This window comes from Ruegeria sp. CH8 (assembly GCF_056536985.1).
The window spans coordinates 1-22247 of record NZ_JBQFQR010000037.1; the positions used below are offsets into that span (position 1 = coordinate 1).

General features: G+C 54.7%; 15 protein-coding genes and 3 pseudogenes. 11 read left to right on the forward strand and 7 right to left on the reverse strand.

The features are described 5' to 3' along the window. The 4 genes from ACR0ER_RS23570 to ACR0ER_RS23585 form a co-directional block, all read left to right on the forward strand. The coding region (locus ACR0ER_RS23570; protein ID WP_480770982.1) for a hypothetical protein at positions 1-217 on the forward strand (217 nt) is incomplete at its 5' end. Between the two features lie 375 nt (positions 218-592). Beyond that, a complete protein-coding gene (locus ACR0ER_RS23575) occupies positions 593-1270 on the forward strand; it encodes a sugar transferase (RefSeq protein ID WP_480771002.1) in 678 nt (225 codons plus the stop codon). A gap of 72 nt (positions 1271-1342) precedes the next feature. Beyond that, positions 1343-3775 (forward strand): tetratricopeptide repeat protein, encoded by a 2433-nt coding sequence (locus ACR0ER_RS23580; RefSeq protein WP_480770983.1) that lies wholly within the window; start codon positions 1343-1345, stop codon positions 3773-3775. Between the two features lie 117 nt (positions 3776-3892). After that, complete coding sequence (locus ACR0ER_RS23585; RefSeq protein ID WP_480770984.1) at positions 3893-4483, forward strand: polysaccharide biosynthesis/export family protein; 591 nt, start codon at positions 3893-3895, stop codon at positions 4481-4483. A 41-nt stretch (positions 4484-4524) separates the two neighbouring features. Here the strand turns inward: ACR0ER_RS23585 and rfbA are convergent, their stop codons facing one another. The 4 genes and pseudogenes from rfbA to rfbC form a co-directional block, all read right to left on the reverse strand. Next, on the reverse strand, positions 4525-5319 hold the full coding sequence (gene rfbA, locus ACR0ER_RS23590) for a glucose-1-phosphate thymidylyltransferase RfbA (protein ID WP_480770985.1): 795 nt from the start codon (positions 5317-5319) through the stop codon (positions 4525-4527). Between the two features lie 67 nt (positions 5320-5386). Further along, positions 5387-5989, reverse strand: a pseudogene (locus ACR0ER_RS23595) (SDR family oxidoreductase). After that, positions 5986-7006: pseudogene (gene rfbB, locus ACR0ER_RS23600) on the reverse strand (dTDP-glucose 4,6-dehydratase). Before rfbB ends, ACR0ER_RS23595 begins: the two co-directional pseudogenes overlap by 4 nt. Further along, positions 7003-7456, reverse strand: a pseudogene (gene rfbC / locus ACR0ER_RS23605) (dTDP-4-dehydrorhamnose 3,5-epimerase). Before rfbC ends, rfbB begins: the two co-directional pseudogenes overlap by 4 nt. A 551-nt stretch (positions 7457-8007) precedes the next feature. Between rfbC and ACR0ER_RS23610 the strand changes: the two are divergent. Together ACR0ER_RS23610 and xrtD are read left to right on the forward strand one after the other, a co-directional pair. Beyond that, positions 8008-9402: a hypothetical protein gene (locus ACR0ER_RS23610; protein WP_480770986.1), complete on the forward strand. Its 1395-nt coding sequence runs from the start codon at positions 8008-8010 to the stop codon at positions 9400-9402. 105 nt (positions 9403-9507) lie between these two features. Then, positions 9508-11106 (forward strand): VPLPA-CTERM-specific exosortase XrtD, encoded by a 1599-nt coding sequence (gene xrtD, locus ACR0ER_RS23615; protein ID WP_480770987.1) that lies wholly within the window; start codon positions 9508-9510, stop codon positions 11104-11106. Between the two features lie 20 nt (positions 11107-11126). On the opposite strand, the gene ACR0ER_RS23620 is transcribed toward xrtD, so the two are convergent. Continuing rightward, complete coding sequence (locus ACR0ER_RS23620) at positions 11127-12362, reverse strand: glycosyltransferase family 4 protein (RefSeq protein WP_480770988.1); 1236 nt, start codon at positions 12360-12362, stop codon at positions 11127-11129. An 854-nt stretch (positions 12363-13216) separates the two neighbouring features. Between ACR0ER_RS23620 and ACR0ER_RS23625 the strand changes: the two genes are divergently transcribed. Continuing rightward, positions 13217-13915: a VPLPA-CTERM sorting domain-containing protein gene (locus tag ACR0ER_RS23625; protein ID WP_480770989.1), complete on the forward strand. Its 699-nt coding sequence runs from the start codon at positions 13217-13219 to the stop codon at positions 13913-13915. Between the two features lie 536 nt (positions 13916-14451). Here the strand turns inward: ACR0ER_RS23625 and ACR0ER_RS23630 are convergent. Together ACR0ER_RS23630 and ACR0ER_RS23635 are read right to left on the reverse strand one after the other, a co-directional pair. After that, positions 14452-15408 carry a glycosyltransferase family 2 protein gene (locus ACR0ER_RS23630; protein ID WP_480770990.1) on the reverse strand — a complete coding sequence of 319 codons (957 nt, stop codon included), beginning with the start codon at positions 15406-15408 and terminating at the stop codon, positions 14452-14454. Between the two features lie 224 nt (positions 15409-15632). Beyond that, positions 15633-16631 carry a glycosyltransferase gene (locus tag ACR0ER_RS23635; protein ID WP_480770991.1) on the reverse strand — a complete coding sequence of 333 codons (999 nt, stop codon included), beginning with the start codon at positions 16629-16631 and terminating at the stop codon, positions 15633-15635. Between the two features lie 827 nt (positions 16632-17458). Between ACR0ER_RS23635 and ACR0ER_RS23640 the strand changes: the two genes are divergently transcribed. Genes ACR0ER_RS23640 through ACR0ER_RS23655 form a run of 4 tightly spaced genes read left to right on the forward strand, consistent with a single transcriptional unit; the run spans position 17459 to position 22238 of the window. Next, positions 17459-18505 (forward strand): NAD-dependent epimerase/dehydratase family protein, encoded by a 1047-nt coding sequence (locus tag ACR0ER_RS23640; RefSeq protein WP_480770992.1) that lies wholly within the window; start codon positions 17459-17461, stop codon positions 18503-18505. Positions 18506-18508: 3 nt separating this feature from the next. Then, the gene (locus tag ACR0ER_RS23645; RefSeq protein ID WP_480770993.1) at positions 18509-19744 is read left to right on the forward strand and encodes a class I SAM-dependent methyltransferase; all 1236 of its coding nucleotides are present in this window, start codon (positions 18509-18511) and stop codon (positions 19742-19744) included. Continuing rightward, on the forward strand, positions 19741-20931 hold the full coding sequence (locus ACR0ER_RS23650) for a class I SAM-dependent methyltransferase (RefSeq protein WP_480770994.1): 1191 nt from the start codon (positions 19741-19743) through the stop codon (positions 20929-20931). The genes ACR0ER_RS23645 and ACR0ER_RS23650 overlap by 4 nt, the downstream gene beginning before the upstream one ends. Before the next feature lie 35 nt (positions 20932-20966). After that, positions 20967-22238 (forward strand): class I SAM-dependent methyltransferase, encoded by a 1272-nt coding sequence (locus ACR0ER_RS23655; RefSeq protein ID WP_170336058.1) that lies wholly within the window; start codon positions 20967-20969, stop codon positions 22236-22238. Positions 22239-22247: the final 9 nt, after the last annotated feature.

Consider the following 22247-nt stretch of genomic DNA (forward strand, 5'->3'; position numbering starts at 1 on the left):
GGGAGATGTGGGGCAGGGGGCTTCATGGGGCCCAGTCTGCGCCGATTTCAAGGCAAAATCAATAATACATGATAAGCGATACTTATCGGGTATGAAAGCGATTTGGGAACGTACAAAATGTAGCGATCAAAATTGTAAAATTTTGAGCACAAAAGGGTGTGGGGCTATACGCTATGAGCCCGTCGGGGATGTGGCGCAAACATTGGATTTTGATTGACGCAAACTCGTACATCGATGCTTGCTACCTTCAAATCAATTTCGAGCTGATTTCAGTATGGCCTCTTTAAAAGGTTGTCGCTTGTCTGACGTCAGCGCCAATGGGGCCGCAACCTAATCCAATTCGGGTGTGATTTCGTTAGGGAGCAAAGCGTGGGGGTCCAAGCTAAAAACGCATTGCTTGGGCTCTTGCTTGTCGCCTTTTCGGATTTGTCTTTGAAATGTGGTAGGAATCGGATAAAAATCTGGCATAGTTTAACTAGAAAGCCCTATAACTTGGGCGGCAGTGTTTGAGGCCAAAGTTGTGTGGCCTTTGAGGTGAGAGTGGGCAGGCTGCAATTTGTGCGGTGATGTTAATGCCGGAGTACGATTGATTATGACGAGTTACGTTAAGGGGGTGAGTGCGGCTGATGGAGTGGTTCCACTTCAAATCCAATCTCAGCAAAAGACCTTTTATTCATTGGGGGGGAAACGGGTAGCCGACATTCTATTTGTTGTTCTATCCGCACCGATCTCATTATTCCTGATTGCGATCATGGCCTTTCTGGTTATGCGCGACGGAGGAAACCCGTTTTTTATCCAGGAACGGGTTGGACGGAACGGCAAGACTTTCCGCATGTTCAAAATTCGCACCATGGTGCTGAATGCCGACAAGCGGCTGGCGGCTTATCTTGCTGAAAATCCAAAGGCCCACACCGAGTGGGCGCGCGACCAAAAGCTTAAAGATGATCCGCGCATCACGCGTATTGGTAAACTGTTGCGCCGCACGTCACTGGATGAACTGCCTCAGCTTTGGAACGTTTTGCGGGGAGATATGTCCATTGTCGGGCCGCGTCCAATGATGACGGAACAGCAGGCGTTGTATCCGGGCCAGGCCTATTTCAAGCTGCGCCCTGGTATTACCGGCCCATGGCAGGTGTCCGACCGCAACATGACCAGTTTCGCGGCTCGCGCGGATTATGACACCCGCTATCTGGCTGAATTGTCTGCAGGAAAAGATTTGTCCATCCTGATGCGCACGACATCGGTTGTTTTGCGGTGTACGGGGTATTGAGAGCCACAGAACTTTCTTGAACAGAGTGCAAAGAAACCACATCATCTTTTGCAGGATGTTTGGAAAGCAACGATGATAAAACAGATTGTCAGGGGCGTTTCCTTGGGGGCCGCCCTTTTTCTTCTGGCTGCATGCGATTCCGCAGAAGAACGGGCAGAAAAGCACTATCAGGCCGCTCTTGAGCATCTGGAAAATGGTGACGTCGCTCGGGCTACGGTCGAATTTCGCAACGTATTCAAGTTGAACGGTAAGCACAAGGAGGCGCGGCTTGCCTATGCGAAAATGCGCCGTGAAGCCGGTGACGCCCAGGAGGCTTATAGCCAGTATCTGCGGTTGGTTGAACAGTACCCCGACAACCTGGAAGGGCGCCGCGCACTGGCACAGATGGCCACTTTGACCGGAGATTGGGCAGAGGTCGAACGCCACATCAAAGTAGCTGCTGAACAGGCACCACTGGATCCGATTGTACGCGCTGTTCTAACAAGTATTGCCTATCGCGATGCCATCGCCGCAGGTGATGAGCGAGCTATACAGACGGCGGCGGAACGGGGGGCTGCTCTGACAATCGAAGCGCCCGGACTGGTGATTCCGCATTTTGTCGTTGTGAATGAATTTGTCCGACAGGAAAACTGGCCCGCAGCTCTTGAAGCGCTGGATGCGGCCATCTCTGTCTCGCCGGAAACGCGAGGGTTTTATAACCTGCGACTTGGCGTTTTGGGCAAACTCGACAGAGATGACGATATCGGCACTGCGCTTGAGGAAATGGTGCAGCGATTCCCTGAAGACGAAACAATTCAGGCCACCTTGATTGATTGGTACATGTCGCGCAACGATCTGGATGCCACAGAAGCATTTTTACGTCAGCGCATCGGCCCCGCCGAGGAAGATCCCCAAAACCGGATGGCTTTGCTGCGCTTTATAGCTGCGACCCGGGGTCCTGAGGCAACGATTTCCGAAGTCGACAAAATGCTTGCCGAAGATCTGGCCCGTCGGCCACTTTATCAGGCGCTTCGCGCTGGTCAGCTGTTTCAGACCGGTGATCGTGATGGTGCCATTTCCGAACTGCAGACTGTTGTCAGCAGTTCGGAGCCATCCGCAGATCTGAACGATGCCAAAGTGGTACTGGCGCATATGCTGATTGAAACTGGCAACCAGATGGATGCCCGCGCCTATGTCGAAGACGTGTTGACCGGAGATTCCGGCCATGCGGGCGCGGCAAAGATCAAGGCTGCCTGGCTGATCGAAGAAGACCGCACGGGAGAGGCTATTGTCCTGTTGCGCGGAACGCTCCGTGACAACCCCCGGGATCCCGGGTTGATGACCTCGCTGGCCCGTGCGCATGAACGTGACGGAAACCGAGACCTGATGGCTGATATGCTGTCGCTGGCCGTAGAGGCATCAGGACGTGCGCCGACAGAAGCATTGCGCTATGCGGAGTTTCTGGAAGGCGAAGGCCAATACGATCACGCCGCAAGCGTGCTGATTGAGGCGCTTGATCGACAGCCGAACCATGTTCAACTGCTGGTGCGCCTCGGACAAGCTCAGATTCATCAGCGAAATTGGAGGCAGGCACAAGCCACCATCGACAGGCTGCAGGCTCTGGGCACCACCGCTCAACCGCAGGCCCGAATTCTCACCGCCAATCTGATTGCCGCTCAGGGCCAGGAAAATGCTCTGTTGGCCTATCTCGAAGATTTGGCGGCCGGGAACAACAATGCGGGCTATGTGGCTGAAATCGGAACTGTGCGCGCCCACGTACGCAATGGCGACCTGAACGCCGCGCTGACATATCTCGAGCAGGCGTTGGAGGTTTCGCCAACCGATTTTCTGCTGCGCTTCCTTCAAGCCTCGATCCTTGCCGGTATGGGAGAACCGGATCAGGCCGTCGCAACCTATCGCACACTTCTTGAGGAACGTCCGCAGAGCGAGCGAACCTGGATGGCGCTTTATGCCTTGCTTGCCAGAACCGACCCGACACAGGCAAACGAGGTCCTGGGCCGCGCACTTTCCGCTTTGCCGGATAGTGCGAATCTGAAATGGCTGCAGGCCGGCGCACTTGAGGCACAAGGCGATATTGAAGGCGCGATTGGCGTTTATGAGGCTCTATACAAGGTCGATAGCAACTCGGTAATCGTCGCCAATAACCTCGCCAGCCTATTGGTTACGGGCCGGGACGATGCAGAAAGCCTTGATCAGGCCTATCGTATTGCACGCCGCCTGCGTGACAGCCCGGTACCCCAATTCAGCGATACCTATGGTTGGATTGCCTATCGCAGAGGGGATTATGACGCGGCATTGAAACACCTCGAATTTGCGGCACAACAGCTGCCCAAGGAACCCTTGGTGCTGTATCATCTGGGTGTCACCTATGCCGCGCTTGACCGCAACACAGAGGCACGCGCCACATTGGAAAAGGTTGCCGAACTGGAGATGCCCGCGGGTCTGGCGCAAAAAGTACAAGATGCAATCACTGATCTACCCACACCAGTCGAAAACGGTAACTGATTCTGATTGCGGCACAATTTCACCACAGCACTATTCCATCACTTCTCAGGTGGCTTACATGGACTCACCTTCCACGCTAGGCTCAACAAGAAATTCAAATTTTCGAGGGCTTAAAAGATGCTAAGAACACTAATCGGTCTTCTCGGCCTGATCCTTTACGCGACCGTTGTTCAGGCGCAGAGCGGATACCGGGTCGCGCCCGGCGACACGCTGCAGGTTGAAGTTCTGGAGGACCCCAGCCTCAACCGAAGAGTGCTGGTTCTGCCCGACGGGACTTTCAGCTTTCCATTTGTTGGGACGATTCAGGCGGGCGGTCGGTCAGTGGGCTCGATCCGCGATGTGCTGACCTCGGGGCTTTCGCCACAATTTGCGGCCGAGCCTAACGTCTATGTTGCTGTGGCGGCGACCGCACTGCCCGAACTTCTGGGACCAGAGGTCGATCCCGATACCGACGAAATCTATGTCATGGGCGAGGTCAACGCTCCCGGATTGCTTGAGGCAAAGCCGGGTACGACGCTACTACAGGCCCTGGCGCAGGCGGGAGGGCTAACCAGATTCGCAGCCGGCAAACGCATAGAATTGCGCCGACGCGAACAGGTCCTCTACTATGACTATTTTCGCACCGGGAAAAAACCAAGCGTTGGTGGTAGCACTGTTCTGGTTCCGGGGGACGTCGTCGTCGTCCCGCAACGGCGCCTGTTCGAGTAGAATTTGGATATACAAAATGAGCGCAGGGGCATTCTTCTGCGCTAATACTTCAACAACCCAGCCAGGTAGGCCCCATACCCGTTCTTCGAAAACCGCTCGGCCTGAGCCGCCAGTTCATCGCGGCTGATCCAGCCCTGCTGGAAAGCAACCTCTTCGGGGCAATCGGTCTGCAGCCCTTGTCGTTCTTCCAGGGTGCGTACAAAATTGCCCGTATCCAGCAGCGAGGCATGGGTGCCAGTGTCCAGCCAGGCATAGCCCCGCACCATGGTTTCCACCTGCAACGCACCCTCTTCCAGATGGGATTGCAGCAGATCGGTGCTCTCCAGCTCGCCACGCGGGGACGGCTTGACCGCCCGCGCCCGTTCAGACGTCGAGGCATCCAGAAAATAGAGCCCCGTGACCGCATATTTCGAAGGCGGCACCTTTGATTTTTCAATGATCTCACGCGCCCGACCCGCGTCGTCGAACGCCACCACGCCATAACGTTCGGGATCGGCCACGTGATAGCCGAACACCGTTCCCCCCACCGCTTTGGCGTCTGCGGCAGCCATCAGCTTTGGCAGGCCATGACCGAAAAAGATGTTGTCCCCCAAAATCATCGCCGATGGCGCACCCGCCAGGAATTCCTCGGCCAGAATATAGGCCTGCGCCAGACCCTCGGGGCTGGGCTGCACCTGATAGCTGAACGTCACGCCCCATTGCGACCCGTCCCCCAGTGTGCGCTGAAACTGCTCCTGATCCTGCGGGGTGGTAATGATGCAAATCTCTCGGATACCGGCCAGCATCAGCACGTTGATCGGATAATAGATCAGCGGCTTGTCATAGATCGGCAGCAATTGCTTCGACAGTCCTATGGTGATCGGGTAAAGGCGCGTGCCAGAATGATCCCCTTGCGCTGTGTCATCAAATTTCTCCCAATTCCTTCAGAATATCCGTCAGCCCCAGCCGCCAATCCGGGCGGGTAATGCCGAAAACAGTCTCTAACGTGGAACAATCCAACCGGGAATTCAGCGGTCGCCTTGCCGGAGTCGGATAGTCCGTGCTTGGAATATCCACTACCTCGCAATCGATAGCCGACTGCGCAAAGATTTCGCGCGCGGAACCGGCCAACTGACATCCGGGGTGCCCGAGAAATGATAGGTCCCTGATTTACCCGGGGTCATCGACAAGCTGCCCGGCAATCTCCATCCAGGCAGCCGCGATGGCGCGCGCAGGTGTAGGGTCACCGATCTGATCCGCCACAATCGTCAGCCGGTCCCGCTCTTTCCCCAAGCGCAGCATGGTCTTGACGAAATTCGTACCAAGCGCCGAGACCACCCACGAGGTGCGCAGGATCGCATGATACCACCCTGCCCCGATCACCGCCTGCGGTTTGCGTGCATGAATGGTTATGGCACAGGTCTCAGGCTTCGACAAATCCGCCTCAACCCGATCCAGACAGACAACATCCGGGTATGCCGCCAGTTCCTGCGCGACCTGACCGGTCTGACCTAAAACAAGGATCACTCACTTACCCCCAACCGCTCACCCACGCCCTGCCGATCCTGCAGGGCGCGCCACCCGCTTTCGTTATCCAGCTACCATTGCACCGTCTTTTCCAACCCTTCCTCCAACGTAACCGAGGGGCGCCAGCCCAGTTCTGAGCGGATGCGGGTTGGGTCGATCGCATAACGCAGATCATGGCCGGGGCGGTCGGTGACAAAGGTAATTTTCTCGGAATAGGGTCTGTTTTGTGGGCGCTTTGCATCCAGGATCGTGCAGATCATGCGAACCAGATCGATATTGCGGGCCTCATTCTCACCGCCGATATTGTAAGACCGCCCCACCCTGCCTTTTTGCAGCACGGTCAGCAGCGCGTCGGCGTGATCCTCGACATAAAGCCAGTCGCGCACATTCACGCCCTTGCCGTATGCCGGGATCGGCTGGCCCGCCAAAGCGTTCAGGATCACCACCGGGATTAGCTTTTCAGTGAAGTGCAACGGTCCGTAATTGTCCGAGCAATTCGACAGCACGACCGGCAGCCCGTAGGTCTCGTGCTAGGCGCGGACCAGATGGTCGCTGGCCGCTTTTGACACGGAATAGGGCGTGTCTTCGGTGAACATGCCGGTTTCGCCCAGCGAGCCAAAGACCTCATCGGTCGAGATATGGTGAAAGCGGAACCCTTCGGGCTGGCCTTGCGCCTGCCAATGCGCGCGCGGCCTCAAGCAGGGTGTAGGTGCCGGTGATGTTGGTCTCGATAAAAGTTCCCGGCCCGTCGATCGAACGATCCACATGGGACTCTGCGGCCAGATGCATCACGGCGTCCGGACTATGGTCAGCAAAGATCTGATCCATTGCCGCGCGGTCACGAACATCAGCCTCTACAAAGGCATAATTGGGCGAATTGCCCACGCTCGCCACATTGTCGAGACAGGCGGCATAAGTCAGCGCATCCAGATTGATCACCTGATGCCCTGCGGCAATGGCCTGCCGGACCACGGCCGATCCGATGAACCCGGCCCCGCCGGTCACAAGGATTTTCACACCGCACCCTCCCATACAAAAGGGCTGTCGAAATCGGCCAGCGCCGGGGCGGTGGCGTCTTTTTCAGACAGGATCGCCTGTCAACCCCCAGTCGATGCCACAACTATCCCAGCGTACCGCGCCATCGCAATCGGGCGCATAGTAGTCGGTGCATTTGTAGCAAATATCCGTGTCAGGCCCGCGCGTGACAAAGCCATGCAGGAACCCTTTGGGTACCAGAATCTGGCGACCGTTTTCAGATGAGAGCTCAACTGCAACCCATTGCCCATAGGTGGGCGACCCCTTGCGGATATCTACCGCCACATCAAAAAACCGCCCCCGTCCGCAGCGCACCAGCTTGTCCTGCGCATGGGGTGGTGCTTGGAAATGGAGGCCGCGGATCGTGCCCACGGCTACAGAAAACGAATGATTGTCCTGCACAAAATCCAGATTGATCCCATGTTTCGACAGCACATTGCGGTTTCAGCTTTCGCTGAAAAAGCCTCGCTCATCGCCAAAGCGCTTCGGGCTAAGGATGTGAACACCTAGAAGGTGTGTGTTTTCTATTTGCATGAAACCACCCTTCGCCTTGCACGCAACCAAAAAACACCGGGGCAAATTGGGTCAAACTGGTTTTGACTGTCGTAGTAAAAAGATTGCAAATGTTTATCCATACCCACTGCGTGATCAGTTCCTCTCGGCTTCACGAACCGTTAACAACCCGTAAAGCGTCTTTTTAAAATCAACATTCGATAGTCTCAGGTTTATTCAAAATTCGAATTGAGATCACTTAAAATAAAGCCACTTTCCGATAAAACGGCCAAACAGCCTGATAATGCTCCAGACCTCCACCCGGCAAAAGCCAGCGTTGCCAAACCTCGTGAACAATGGGAAGGCCTGATAGCCATTGTGGCTTTGACGTTACGTCTGAGAAGACCGGGGAATGGCTCAGCCGCTTCTTGCATGATTTCCATGCGCAACAGCGTTAATGAATATACAGGCAGAGCAGGTGGAAGATTGAAATGAGGGTGAATAGCAGGGTAATCGGTTGCTTTGCAGCGGCTTGTACAATTAATGCAGCACCGCGGCCCGCAACGCCACAGGAAGCCGCGGCCACCGGTTTCAATCAAAGCTTCGGTATTTCCTCGTCGCTGCGAGTGAATGATAATTTCGGGCTGGACGAACCGTCTCTGGGCACCACCACGTTGTGGGACAATACCGTAACCTACGACCTGTTGAAGGAAACCCCCCTGGACCAGCTGTCGCTGGGGCTAAGTGGTATTTTTCGATTTTCTGATGTGCCTCTACAGTCCAGCGAGTTCGAGTTCGACTCACCATCTGCTCTGTTCAATTATGGCCGTACCGGGGCAAATAGCCTTCTCGATCTTAATCTGAGCTACAGTGAGATTGACTTGAATTTTGAAGATCCGTTGCGCCGTATCAATGAAGATTTTGATGGCCCTGATGATGAACTCATTCTGGACGACGGGACCCGTAAAGCGTCCCGTGCGGGATTTGGGTTTGAAACTGGTGTGAATGACCCCTTGGGCGTTGGCCTGTCCTCAAATTATTCCCGGGTAGATTACGAAGATACTTCCGATCCTGACCTGTTTGACCGCGAGACAATATTTAATGAGGTATTCGGGCGGTTTACCTTCTCACCTGTTCTGGAAGGTCGCTTGGCCTTTGCTCGGGAAGACTATGAAGCGGAGGATGCGGAAGGCACGGATCGAACTAGCAAGTTTACGGACTTCTCACTATCTTACGATGTAAATCCGGTGACCTTGCTTGAAGCTACAATCGGTTACGCTGACATCGATGAAACTCAGGAGTTTGGGTTGAATACTCGAGAGCGTGGAGTGATCGGAAACCTAGGATTGGTTCGTGAACTGCCCAATGGCAACGCCGGAGTCGAATTGGGGTCAGGTTTGACCATAAACGGGCGCCGCAACACAATTCTGTTCGAGCGCGCCCTTGAATTGCCGCTGGGCGAGCTTGAGGCGGGCTTGGGGCTTACCCGCGGACCATTGGGTGAGACCAATCCAATCGGTAACTTACTATATGTTCACGAACGACCACGTACCAAGCTTACAGTTGGATTCAATCGTAGTTTTCTCACCAATGACCGTAGCGAAGAAACTCGCCGCACCCGCGCTTTCTTGGGCTATGACGTCACGATCAATCCGCTGTCATCCATGACCTTCAATCTTGAGTATGCCAGCGTATCTTCGATTGGAGACGGTAGCGCGGAAGATAACAAAGTCGGGGCATTTCGCACCGCCTATGTACGCGATCTGACCGCCGATTGGGATTTCTCAGTCGGCTACGAATACATAAATTACGAATCCGAAAGCAACCCACGCGCAGATTCCAACGAGGTATTTGTTACACTTTCGCGAAGCTTCACGACCCGTTGATCGCCCGGCATTACTGGATTCCTGTCAACTCAACTTTATGATACGCTTCTAAAAGTCCGAAGCGTTTCCCAGTGTCTTTTTATAGTTAGAAAACGGCAAGATTTTATGGCTGATGTACATGAGTTCCGCGCGGTTTTTCGCGACCTTCCCTCCATAAACCCGGCGGGTCTGGCATGGTTCTTACTGCTTTTGGCCGGATCTGTTCCGATCTTTTGGATTGGTCTTGTGTCGCTGGGGCAAGCCTGGACGACACCGGAATACAGTCATGGCCCTCTGATCCCGGTCATCTCGTTATATCTTTTCCTGCGCGAGATGCGTCGGATGCCGCCGCCCGATCCGCATGTGACCGACCGCTGGCCTGGTATCATCGTTGTCCTTCTGGCACTGGTGCTGGCCGTCTTCGGGAACCTGACCCGCATCCCTGACATTGTCACTTACGCGATGATCATCTGGGTAGGTGGCGTGGTTCTGACCATCTTTGGTTGGAAACGCGGGTGGCATCATCAGCTGCCGGTGGTCCATCTGGTGTTCATGCTGCCCTTGCCGCAGTTCCTGTATTGGAAGCTGACGATCTTTCTGCAGTGGGTATCCTCGGCGATCGGTGTCTGGCTGGTCGATCTGGCGGGTGTAACTGTCTTTCTTGAAGGCAACGTGATCGATCTGGGCGTTTATAAGTTACAGGTGGCCGAAGCCTGTTCCGGGTTGCGCTATCTGTTCCCGATCCTCAGCTTTTCCTACCTCTTCGCCCTGCTCTATCGCGGGCCGATCTGGCACAAACTGGTGCTGCTGCTGACTGCCGTACCCCTGACCATCTTGATGAACTCAGTGCGGATCGGAATTATCGGCATTCTTGTGGACAGCTACGGCATCGAAGCCGCCGAAGGGTTTCTGCACTTCTTCGAGGGTTGGGTCGTCTTTTTGATCTGTATCGCAATCCTGTTCGCAATCGCCGTCGCGCTGCAGCGGCTGGGACCGGACCCGAAACCGCTCTCCGAGGCGATTGATCTTGATACACACGGGTTTGGCCGGATTGCTGTGCAGATTCTGGCGATCCGCCCCTCCCCTGCCCTGGCCTCGGCAGCCCTGCTGACACTGGCTGTATCGGCTGCCTGGGCCCTGCAGCCGGAACCTGACGCCCAGCCGATCGAGCGCGACCCGTTCTCTCTGTTTCCACGCCAGCTTGGCGAATGGTCCGGGTCAACTGCACAGTTGGATTCCGAAGTAGAGCATGTGTTGGGCGCCACCGACTATCTCAACGCCACCTATGCCCGCCCTGGCGAGTCCAGCTATATCAACATGTTCGTCGCTTTCTATGATAAGCAAACCGAAGGTTCGGGTATTCATTCCCCCGAAGTGTGCCTGCCTGTTGGCGGTTGGGAAATTTTCAGCCTAGAGACCTATGAGGTGACACCGGGCGTGGACGAATATGGCACCTTCGCAGTGAACCGCGCGGTCATTCAGAAAGGGTTGCATCAGCAACTGGTCTATTACTGGTTCGAGCAGCGTGGCAAGCGTCAGACCAATGACTTTCAGGCCAAGATGGGGGTTGTCATGGACAGCATCACAATGGGCCGCACTGACGGTGCACTGGTCCGCTACGCCACGCCGATCGCGCCGAACGAGAGCGAAGCCGATGCAGATGCCCGGTTGATTGAATTTATGGGCCAAAGCATGAGCCGACTGCCGCGTTTTGTGCCGCTATAGAGACAGCGGAAAAGCTTCAGTCACGCTACAGAAGGGACCTCGGCCAATTGAAAAACCCGATCATAAGCCGCCAACAACTGCGGCACGGAATGCTCCCAGCTAAGCGCGTTTAGAACTCTGGCCCGGCCCTTACTACCCATCTCCTGACCCTCATCTGGATGATTTATCAACCAGGCGATCTGGGCGGCAAAATCTATAGGGTCGTTGGCTTTAGCATAGCGTGACATCTCACCGGCCGAGGCGCGCCCTTCTTTCAGATCGAACTGGACCAGCGGTTTTTCGAGCGTCATATATTCCATGACCTTGTTCATGGTCGAGATGTCGTTCATCGCGTTCTTTGGGTCTGGGCTAACGCCGATATCGATGCTGTTGAGTACCCGCAGCAAATCATCGCCATATAGCGCGCCGGTAAACGTGAAATACGCATCCAGCCCTCGGCTGGCCACATCCCGCTGTACCTCGGGCAGATGCGGGCCGAAACCGACAATCATGAAGTGAACGTCTTGATAGTGCATTTTGCGGATCAAGTAATCAGCGGCGGCAACTAAGAGATCCATACCTTCCTGCTGCCCGATCACTCCGACATAACCCATCAGTGTCTTGGCCTTGGTGCTAATCTCGGGATCGCCAGGTCCGGGTTGAAATTTCTCGATCTTTGGGGCCGAGCGCACCACAAACACATCTTCGGGTTTCATGCCTCCTCGTGTTATCGCAATTTCCCGGAAACTCTCGTTGGTTGCGACAGATACGTCCGCTGCGCGGAAAGTCTGACGTTCAAGGAACAACATTGCTTGGTATAGGGGGCCTTTCTTGTTGAATTTGGCTTCAAACAGTTCCGGGCACACATCGTGGTGGTCGAATAAATATCGGACTCCGTGCCGCCGATATCGCCATGCCAAAAGAAAAATCAGATCTGGGGGGTTGCATCCTTGGATTACGTCAAACCCTCGTTCATTCCAGACCTTTTTGGCCAAGCGAAACATATGCCATAGTGCACCACCCCATTCACGTGCATATGCGACGGCCCCTGTGTGTGCTTCGGGCGGCTCTGGGTATCGGTAGATGTGAACGCCTTCAAGTTCTTCGTACTCCTTGTCCCAGCCGCGACCCGTTGGGCAGATGATACTGACCTGATAGCCGTGGGCTACCAAAGTTGTCGCTTCAAGCCAGACACGTCGATCCAGAGGAACAGGAAGATTTTCGACGGCAATCAGCACTTTGCGAGGCGATACCGTGGCAGGCCCGGGTTTATTCATTTCTGTATCTTTCATATCGCCTGCCAAACATTCCTTGCATGTACTTCCGGCAATGACCAGCTTGCTTTCCGCATGCGGCTCAAAGGGAGTTACGGGTTAACTTCTGTATGGAAGAAATGGGGGCTCATACACAAAACGCCATTGGATGAATGCGCCACTGGGCTCAAAGACACTAAAATCACTATCTAAACGCCTCGTTCAAATGTCCTAAGTTTATCAAACCGCAACCAGACTGGTATGTCCACTTGCTTCAATAGAGCTTTTTTCACAAGTATGACTATCATACGCACGAATCTAAATACCTCCGAGTGGGAGGTAAGTGGCTTAAAGAAGGCTAATTAAAACAAAACGGGATCATATCACTTGCACGCATTGCGCGTGGCGTTGAAAATCACCCGCTGGGTTATGTGTGAACACCCAATATCTTCATGTGGCTTCAGGCGGAGGCATTAATTGGCCAGAGCATGCGCCGACTGCCGCGTTTTGTCCCAATGTAGGGGATCGTTTGGCACATAGTTGTTGTATGGAGGCGATTGGTTGCGCCCAAATCTGGAACAGCCCGCCCGGCAAAGTTGTAATCTGAAGAGAGAAGAATCGCAGGGCCTCAGGGGCGATTGTCAAAGGTAGAAAAGCTTCCCTTTCGGTTGTTTCCAGCAAATTACATGCCCCTTAAGGGGTGAATTTGGGTGCATATCTATGCCTAAACAAACGACATTTTGTCAAAAATTTGTCGGAATCATCAAGATCCTTCCAACACACTGAAAAAAAAGGTATATTAAGAGTCAATACTTTTGCATGACTGTATGGCAATTTCTTGCCGGTAACAATTTTAATGGTGCTGTGAGACGTTTGAGATGAAACTGAGAAAACTTATAGCGGCTGCGGCTATTGTCACACTGGCTTTAAGTGGGGCGGCATCTGCTCTTACGGTTAAAATGAAAGGGCCGGCTGCGGGTTCCTATGAATATTTGGGGGTTCAAGCGGATGGAGTCGCCAGTTACCGTAGCGTTGCTGCAGGCGCGTTTGCCCTGAAAGACAGAACACGTGCACCAAATAACGTGTTTGGGAAATTTCTCGCATTTTGTTTGGATCTGACGTCACATGCCCCCTTAGGGCGGCGCAATTACTACATCGTGACCAATACTCCGTTTAGCAATCTCAACTTGACTTCAAGCGGCGCAATAAACCGCATCCAATCCCTGTTTGATGCCGTATACACGCCCGGACTTGCGACTGAAAATACGAAGACATCGGGCGCATTTCAGGTTGCGCTTTGGAATACTATTTATGATACCGACAACAGTGTCGGTACAGGCTCTTTCACCGCGTGGGGCAATTCAGGTGTGACGGATCTGGTAAACCAGTATCTGGCAGAGGCAAGTGCTTATACCGGCGACAAAAAATGGGACCTGAGCTTCCTGGAAAATACGAACTACCGCCACCGTCAGAATTTGGTTACAGCATCACCGGTTCCAATTCCTGCGGCGGGATTGATGTTGCTGGGGGCATTGGGAGGGTTGACCCTTCTGCGCCGACGCCGCCAGACGGCCTGAGTTCAGGGACAGTTCGCCTTATTAAAGGTCGCCAATGACGCGACCCTTTTGGGTCAGGGCATCAGTCTTGCATCTCACCCCTGATCACAATTCCGCTCAACACATCAACGTAACTATTTTTTAATAGACGTTCTCCAAGTTTGCTCTACTTTAAAGTGAATGCTGACTTCGGAGCTAGGTAGTGCCACTATGGGGATTCTCGTACTAGCCGTAGTAATGGGTAGTATCAGTGCCGCAGTGACGCTGTTTTTGGGTTGCGGGCTGGTGGCCACTCTAACTGTATATGTCGTGGTAGGACTAGCCAGTATCCCAGCATTTATCTTGTTTTCAGAAGTTGTATGCGCTGTTCGCAAACGCAGGCCGCAGCGTGAGCAGGGCAACCTCTCCACATGATAAAGCCCCTAAAGTGAAACGACGTTTCCCATTTCGTATTCAGTTCCCGCCTTTGGCGATACTTAGAAATGAGGTTCTTACTTCCAACTGACGATCACATCAACGCTATGTCGTTGTACCCACTACGGGAGCAAAATTATTAGTCAATCATCGCTGTAACCATGCAACCAAACTTTACGATTCCACCAAATCTGCTGCCACGTGTTAGCATTGTCACGCGCGTCGTCTGTTCTTTTTAACCATGCCGTCAGGTTATACGCGGCCAGACGTATAAGGACCAGCAGTCGAAAGATCTGGCGGCAAGCCCATACCCGTATTGCGCCCCAGTGTTTTTCCGCAAGTGTAATTTTGGCACGGATCAACCGTTCCATCTTGGCAGCGCGAACGGTATCTGAAAGTCCGCCATAGTGAACGATTTCTGCCTCGGGAGTAACCATCGGGTATGCGCCAAGATCACGGCGTGCACGTAGGCAAAGGTCGGCCTCTTCTGCGTACATAAAAAATGCCCTGTCAAACCCTCCCAATATCTCCCAGTCCCGGCGTGCGATTAGCAGGAAACATCCGGTGACTATATCCACCTGCCGTACGCTGTCGCGCTTCCAGCCGCCATAGGCTTCGGAATTGAAGATGGGGCTGTCGGGCGCCATTCGTAAGAGCCCCGTGGCCCAGCAAAACTGGCTCCAAAGCGACATCTCTCGCCAACAAGAGGTAGGGTTGAGCGAATGATCCCCAAACAGCGTTCGCCCCCCCCAGATACGAGCCTCGGGTGTCGCCTGTGCAAAGGCCATCAACCGATCGATTGCGCCGTTCAACACGACCGTATCCGGATTGAGGAGTAACAAATACCCGCCGCGTGCTTCCTTTGCTGCCAGATTATTAGCGCGGGCAAATCCCAGATTATCTTTTCGGGCCATCAGGAAGACATCGGGAAACTCGGTGCCGATCGCCTCGGCCGAACCATCCGGCGAGTTGTTGTCGACAACAATCAATTCAAATTCGGTCTTTTGCGTTTCAGCGTAGACTGAACGCAGGCAATCAAGCGTGACGTCGCGTGTGTTGTAGCTGACGACGATGATAGAAAGGAGGGGGTGGGTGTGCATTGAGAAAACCATTATTGAAGAATTGCTGACAGTTCCGTTTACGCTTCGGTTCTTCAGGGCAGTTCTGGGACCCGAAAATCTGCCGGCTGAAAATGGGGGGGTGTACAAACTTCGCCGTCAAACTGTAGGATGTCATACTCCCAAAGGTTGAATGTGTTCTACGGGTGTGCCGATTATCCCACAAGGTCTTCTCGCCAGCGCTGTCGGCCCCGGCTTGTTTGTAGTCAGAGCTGGCGTTGCCTAGATCTACCGACGCGACGCAATATGTTCGCGATGGCAACCTTACGTTCGAGACCAAGAAGCATCGCCGCTATGCGGTGTGCGGGTGTGCCAACATGCCCACGCCAGCCATGTGACTTGAGCACAGTATCAATTTCAGAAGCAAGCCCGACATGTCCGTCACGCAAGCACTCGACCCGAATAAGATAGAGCTCTCTGAGAAAATAAGGGGTAACATCTGCGAAACGCTCCATACTTGGTGAAACTACGCGTTGAAGAAGGCGGGTAGATGCTTGGAATCGGCTTCGCTGTACGCGTTCCGAAAGTTGCCGGGAAATAGATTTCTCATTCAGCTGTGAATAGATAGCCGCACCGGTTTCGCTCTTTTCAATACGTGGCAGTTCGAACATGGCGCGCAGCGCGAAATCCAAATCCTGCGCGCGCCAAAGGCTTTCGTCCCAGCCGCCAATGGTCCGAACTATTTCCGCTTTCCATAAAAGCGCTGATGGGTTGATATAGTTGCCGGTCATCCAACCCATTAAAAAATCCTCGGGAGGAATTTGGCCCGAATAAAGAAAGCGTTGCTCCCTTCGAGGTAGCTGCCCTTCAAGTCCCGGATACTCTAGATGCATATTACCAAGCACCAAATCGGCATCGGTACGCGCTGCGACATCGGCCATTCCAGCAACCAATTCACCTTCAAAATAGTCGTCGGCATCAAGAAATATCACATGACTCGCGCCAGCTTCAGTGGCTATTGCAAAACCTTTGTTCCGGGCATGGCACGCACCATGGTTAGACCCGCTTTCAATATGGATGACCCCACCAAATTCACGCAGGCACTCAAGCGTGTCGTCACTCGAGCCATCATCAACCGCAACCACAGTTATAGGCCGATGGGCTTGTGACAATACGCTCTCTATGGTCCTCGAAATCCAAGGTCCTGCATTGTAGCAGGGTATAACGACAGCTACGTGCGGGGGAGTTCTTTGATCATTAGCCATTGTGAATACGCTTTCAGATGACTGTCCTCGTATTCGTTATCAATGCTCTCCTAGATTTCGGCAAGCGTTGTGGAGCTCCCATATAGCGCCCCAGTACACTTATTGATCATGTTCTTGGTTGCCGACCCGCCATCAAAGTAGAGCATCTCAGTTGAGGAATGTGCAAGTTGCAATACGGGCAGTTTCCAATTTATCACGTACAAATCATAGCTCAATTTGCCATACGCAATATATTTGAACAGATATCTGTTTAAGTAAGTTTACGCTGCAAGCGATACTGGACGCGGACTTCCTTGCCTTCGATATTTTCAACAGTGGCTATTATAGTCACGGTCACAGCACCACCGAAATCATCAACGATAAAATCTTTTCATGGGGTTTTGTTTCCAGAATCGATCAAACCTAAATGGTCAGCGTGGCGCCTGATCAACTAATGACTAAAGTTGCACTCGGGGATATCTGAACTTATTGGCGATAGCGCGGGTGAGCGGATTAGCGTTCTGAATAAAGTCTATTTCTGTCACGGGTCAGCGACGGCTTCCTTTTTGTGGACAACGTATTGATCTGAAGCGTGCGGCAATGCGGAGACATTAATTGGAAGAGTTATCACATAATGCTTGAATTCTGGTTGCGCCTTTGTATTCAGATTGTACGATTTTGATTGAATTTCACCCTTGCTGTCGCTTTCAGTTACATGACGGAAACCCGGAAAATTGCATAGCGATAACCTTTGCCGGGGTGAGTGTTTTTGTTGAAGGTCGCTGAGTTCGACGGTGCCGGGTACGCGTTGTCGTTTGGGCCAGAGGCTGATTTAGGAGGTTGGCAAGTTGCGCATTCTGGTTACCGGGCATAACGGGTATATTGGCGGGGTTCTGATCCCTTTTCTGCAGGAGCGCGGGCATCATGTGGCCGGGCTCGACAGTTACTATTTCGAACATTGCGACATGTCCGGGATGCCCGAAGCGGACGCCGTAATCCGCAAGGATATCCGTGATGTGGGGCCTGCCGACATGGAAGGTTTCGACGCGGTGATCCATCTTGCCGGTTTGTCGAACGATCCGATGGGAAATCTCAATCCGCAATGCACCTATGACATCAACGCGGATGCAACGCTGACCCTTGGCCGCGCGGCAAAGGCGGCTGGGGTGGAACGGTTCGCATTCTCGTCGTCCTGCTCGATTTACGGGGCTGCCAGTCCCGAGGATGTGCTGGACGAAAGCGCCGAATTCAATCCGGTTACGCCCTATGGTGAGTCCAAGGTCCGCAGCGAGGCGATCCTGTCCGATCTGGCGGATGACAGTTTCTCGCCGGTCTTCCTGCGCAATGCCACCGCTTATGGTGCCTCACCCAAACTGCGCGCGGACCTGATGGTCAACAGCCTGGTCGGTTACGCATTCCTGCAAGGCGAGGTTCTGATCAAAAGCGACGGTACACCCTGGCGACCATTGGTTCATATCGAGGATATCAGCCGTGCCTTCCTTGCCACGCTGGAGGCCCCGCGCGACCTGATCCACAACACCGCTTGGAATGTTGGACGCTCCAGCGAAAACTACCAGGTGCGCGACGTTGCAGAGCATGTCGAGCAACTGGTTCCGGGCAGCCGCATTGCTTATGAACCGGGCGGCGGACCCGACAAGCGCTGCTACCGGGTGGACTTCTCGAAGATCGAAACCGGGCTGCCGGGCTATGACCCGCAATGGACGGTCCCGATGGGTATTGAGGAACTGCACAAGGCCTATGTGAACAACGGGCTGGAGCTGGCGGATTTCGAGGGCTCGCGTTTCACTCGCCTGAAAACACTTCAGGACCATATGGAGAGCGGCGCGCTTGATGCCGAGCTATTCTGGACGGAACGCCGCGCTGCTGCGGGGTGATCCGTGACACCTGCAGATATCACCACGAGCGGTGAAGCGCCGGGCACAGCCTGTCCGTCCTGCGGCCAGTCCGGGAATATACGGCCTCTCTATGATCTGACCGACATTCCGGTGCAGAGCACGTTGCTGTTGCCGGACCGTGTCACTGCGCTCGGGTTTCCGACCGGTGACATGGCGCTGTGCTGGTGCCCCGAATGCGGGTTGGCTTTCAACGCCCGGTTTGATCTGGCGCGGGTCGATTACGGCACTGGGTATGAAGACGCACAGGGCGGCTCGCCCACATTCAATGCGTTTGTCTCGGATCTGGCGCAGGGCTGGATCGAGCGATTCGGCCTTGGCGGCGGGCATCTGATCGAGGTTGGATGCGGCAAGGGTGATTTCCTGCGCCTGATCTGCGTCCAAGGCAGCTGTAGCGGTACCGGCTATGACCCGGCCTATGTACCGGGCCGCAGTTCGGAACCGGGCGGGCTGACCTTTCACGCTGAGAACTTCACCAAATCCCACGTACCGGTAGACGCGGATTTTCTGATCTGCCGGCACACGCTGGAACATATTGGCGATGTCGCCGGTTTTCTGGCTCTGATGCGGCAGGCCGCCGGGGATGGTAGCCGCCTGCGCTTTGGTTTCGAGGTGCCGGACCTGCGGCGTATCCTGATCGAAGGTGCGTTCTGGGACATCTATTACGAGCATGCCAGCTATTTCACCGCCGGATCTCTGGCGCGGGCCTTCCGGCTGGCGGGGTTTGATGTGCTCGACCTGCGCCGGGTTTATGGTGAGCAATACCTGATCATCGAAGCAGCAGTATCGGATCGCCCGTCACCGCTGCCTGAACTGGCCGACGATTTGGCTGAGACCACAAAACTGGTTGCAGAGTTCCGCGATACCGCGCGGTCGCGCATCGACGGATGGCGGCAGCGTTTTGCCGCCTGGCATGACGCAGGACAGCGCGTGGCGCTTTGGGGGTCCGGTTCGAAGGCGGTGGGTTTTCTGACCACCATCGGTGATCCGGGGATCGTCTCGTGCGTCGTCGATATCAACCCGGCACGGCAGGGGCACTACATGCCCGGCTGCGCCGCCCCCATCGTGGCACCCGAGATTCTGACCGAAAAGCGCCCGGACATCGTGATCGTGATGAACAGTATCTATCGTGACGAAATCGCCGCGCAGATCGCCAGCATGCAACTGTCCCCTGAAATCCTGACAACTGATACCGCCCCGGAAATGGAGCCAACGCAATGACCGCCACACCTTCTGTGCCTGCCTGTCCGGTTTGCGGCGGGAACCATGCCAGGCTTTTCTTTTCACTGTCCGATCAGCCGGTGCTGATCGGCGTGCTATGGCCGGATGCTGACAGCGCCCGCGCCTGCCGCCGGGGGGATATCGATCTGGCCTTCTGCCCCGATTGCGGATTTATCTGGAATGTGTCCTTCGATCCGGACCGGATCGAATACGATCAGCAATACGACAACTCGCTGCATTTTTCGCCGACCTTTCAAAACTATTCGCAGAAACTGGTCGACCGTCTGGTGGACACCTATGGGCTGCATCAGCGCACCGTGGTCGATATCGGCTGTGGCAAAGGCGATTTTCTGGCCATGCTCTGCGAGGCCGGGGGTAATACCGGGTACGGCTTTGACCCATCCTACGAGGGTGAGCGGGTCAACACCTCGGCCGCTGACCGTATCACCTGGTCGAATGACTATTATGGCGAAGAACACGCCCGCCTGCAGGCCGACCTGCTGGCCTCGCGTTTTGTCTATGAGCACATCCCGGCCCCGAATGATTTCCTGCGGATGATCCGGCGATCGATCACCGATCCGGATCGTACAGTGATCTATTTCGAAGTGCCGGACACCGATCTGATCATTCGGCAGGGTTCGGTTTGGGACGTGATTTATGAGCATTGTTCCTATTTTAGTGTCGAATCCTTGACCCGGTCCTTTGCGGTCTGCGGCTTTGACGTGCTGCGCGTGGAAGAGACCTTTGAAAAGCAGTTTCTGACAATCGAAGCACGGGCTGCGGGAACGGATACCGGCAACCCGGGCAGCAACACCGGCAATCTCGGGCAGCTGGCGGCGGATGTCGCTGCATTTGGCGAAACACAGAATGCCAAGATGTCCGATTGGCGCGACCGGCTGGCGCAATGGCATGCCGAAGGTCGCCGGGCTGTGGCCTGGGGGGCAGGTGCCAAAGCGGTTGGTTTCCTCAACATGCTGGGGGACCGTGACACGATCACCCGTGTGGTCGACATCAACCCACACAAACAGGGTAAGCACCTGGCCGGAACCGGCCAGCAGATCATTTCGCCACAGGCGCTGACGGAAGATCCGCCCGATGTTGTCGTGTTGATGAATCCTATCTACCGTAACGAGATAACGGCACAATTGGCGGAGCTTGGGCTTGCGCCGGAACTGATCAATTCCTGATACGAAACGCATTGAAGTAAAAAGAGAGGCCCCGCATGTCAGCTCCTACCGGATCTTTCCCCTGTCGGTTTTGCGGCACACACCTTAAGCATACGCTGGTCGATCTCGGCATGTCGCCCCTGTGCGAAAGCTATGTCGCTGAAGAAAACTATTCGAAGATGGAGCCGTTCTACCCGCTCCATGCCTTCGTTTGCCACGAATGCTATCTCGCCCAGCTCGACGAGTTCGTCCCGGCCGAGGAGATCTTTACCGAGTATGCCTATTTCTCATCCTATGCAGATAGCTGGGTGGAACATGCGCGCCGCTATTGTCACGACATGAAAGACCGTTTCGGACTGGGTTCCGACAGTCAGGTGGTCGAGGTGGCCAGCAATGACGGTTATCTGTTGCAGCATTTCGTGACGCTGGGCATTCCCTGTTACGGGGTGGAGCCCGCAGAAAACGTGGCCCAGGTGGCCATCGACAAGGGTGTTCCGACCGAGGTCGAGTTCTTTGGTGTCGAAACCGCCCAGAAGCTGGCCGCACAAGGGCGGCAGGCCGATCTGATCCTGGGTAAGAACGTGTTGGCGCAGGTGCCCGATCTGAATGACTTCGTGGCCGGGCTGAAGATCATGATGAAGCCCGGTGCGGTGATGACAATCGAGTTTCCGCATCTTCTGGCCACCATGGAAGGCAACCAGTTCGATCAGGTCTATCACGAGCATTACTGCTATTTCTCGCTGATTGCGGCGGAACGGGTCTTTGCCCATCACGGTATCCGGCTGTTCGATATCGAAGAGGTATCCACCCATGGCGGGTCACTGCGCATCATTGGCCGCCACGAGGAAGACGACACCAAACCGGTGACCGACCGGCTTGTTGCCTTCCGCAACCGGGAACTGGCTGCGGGTCTGGACCGGATGGAAACCTATGCCTCTTTCGACGAACAGGTCCGCGAAACCAAACGCAAGGCGCTGGAATATCTGATCGCCGCGGCACGCGCTGGTAAACAGATCGCTGCCTATGGCGCGCCGGGCAAGGGCAACACTTTCCTGAACTATTGCGGGATCAAAACTGACCTCATCTCTTATACGGTCGACCGCAACCCCTATAAACAGGGTCGCTATTTGCCCGGTTCCCGGATTCCGATCCACCATCCGGACAAGATCGCTGAAACCAAACCGGACGTTATCGTCATCCTGCCCTGGAACTTCCGCGACGAGATCGCCGAACAGCTTTCCTATACCGCCGAATGGGGTGCCGAACTGGTGGTTTTTGTCCCCGAAGCCACGGTGCTGACATCACAGGAAACCCGGGCGCGAGCCTGAGCAAAAGGA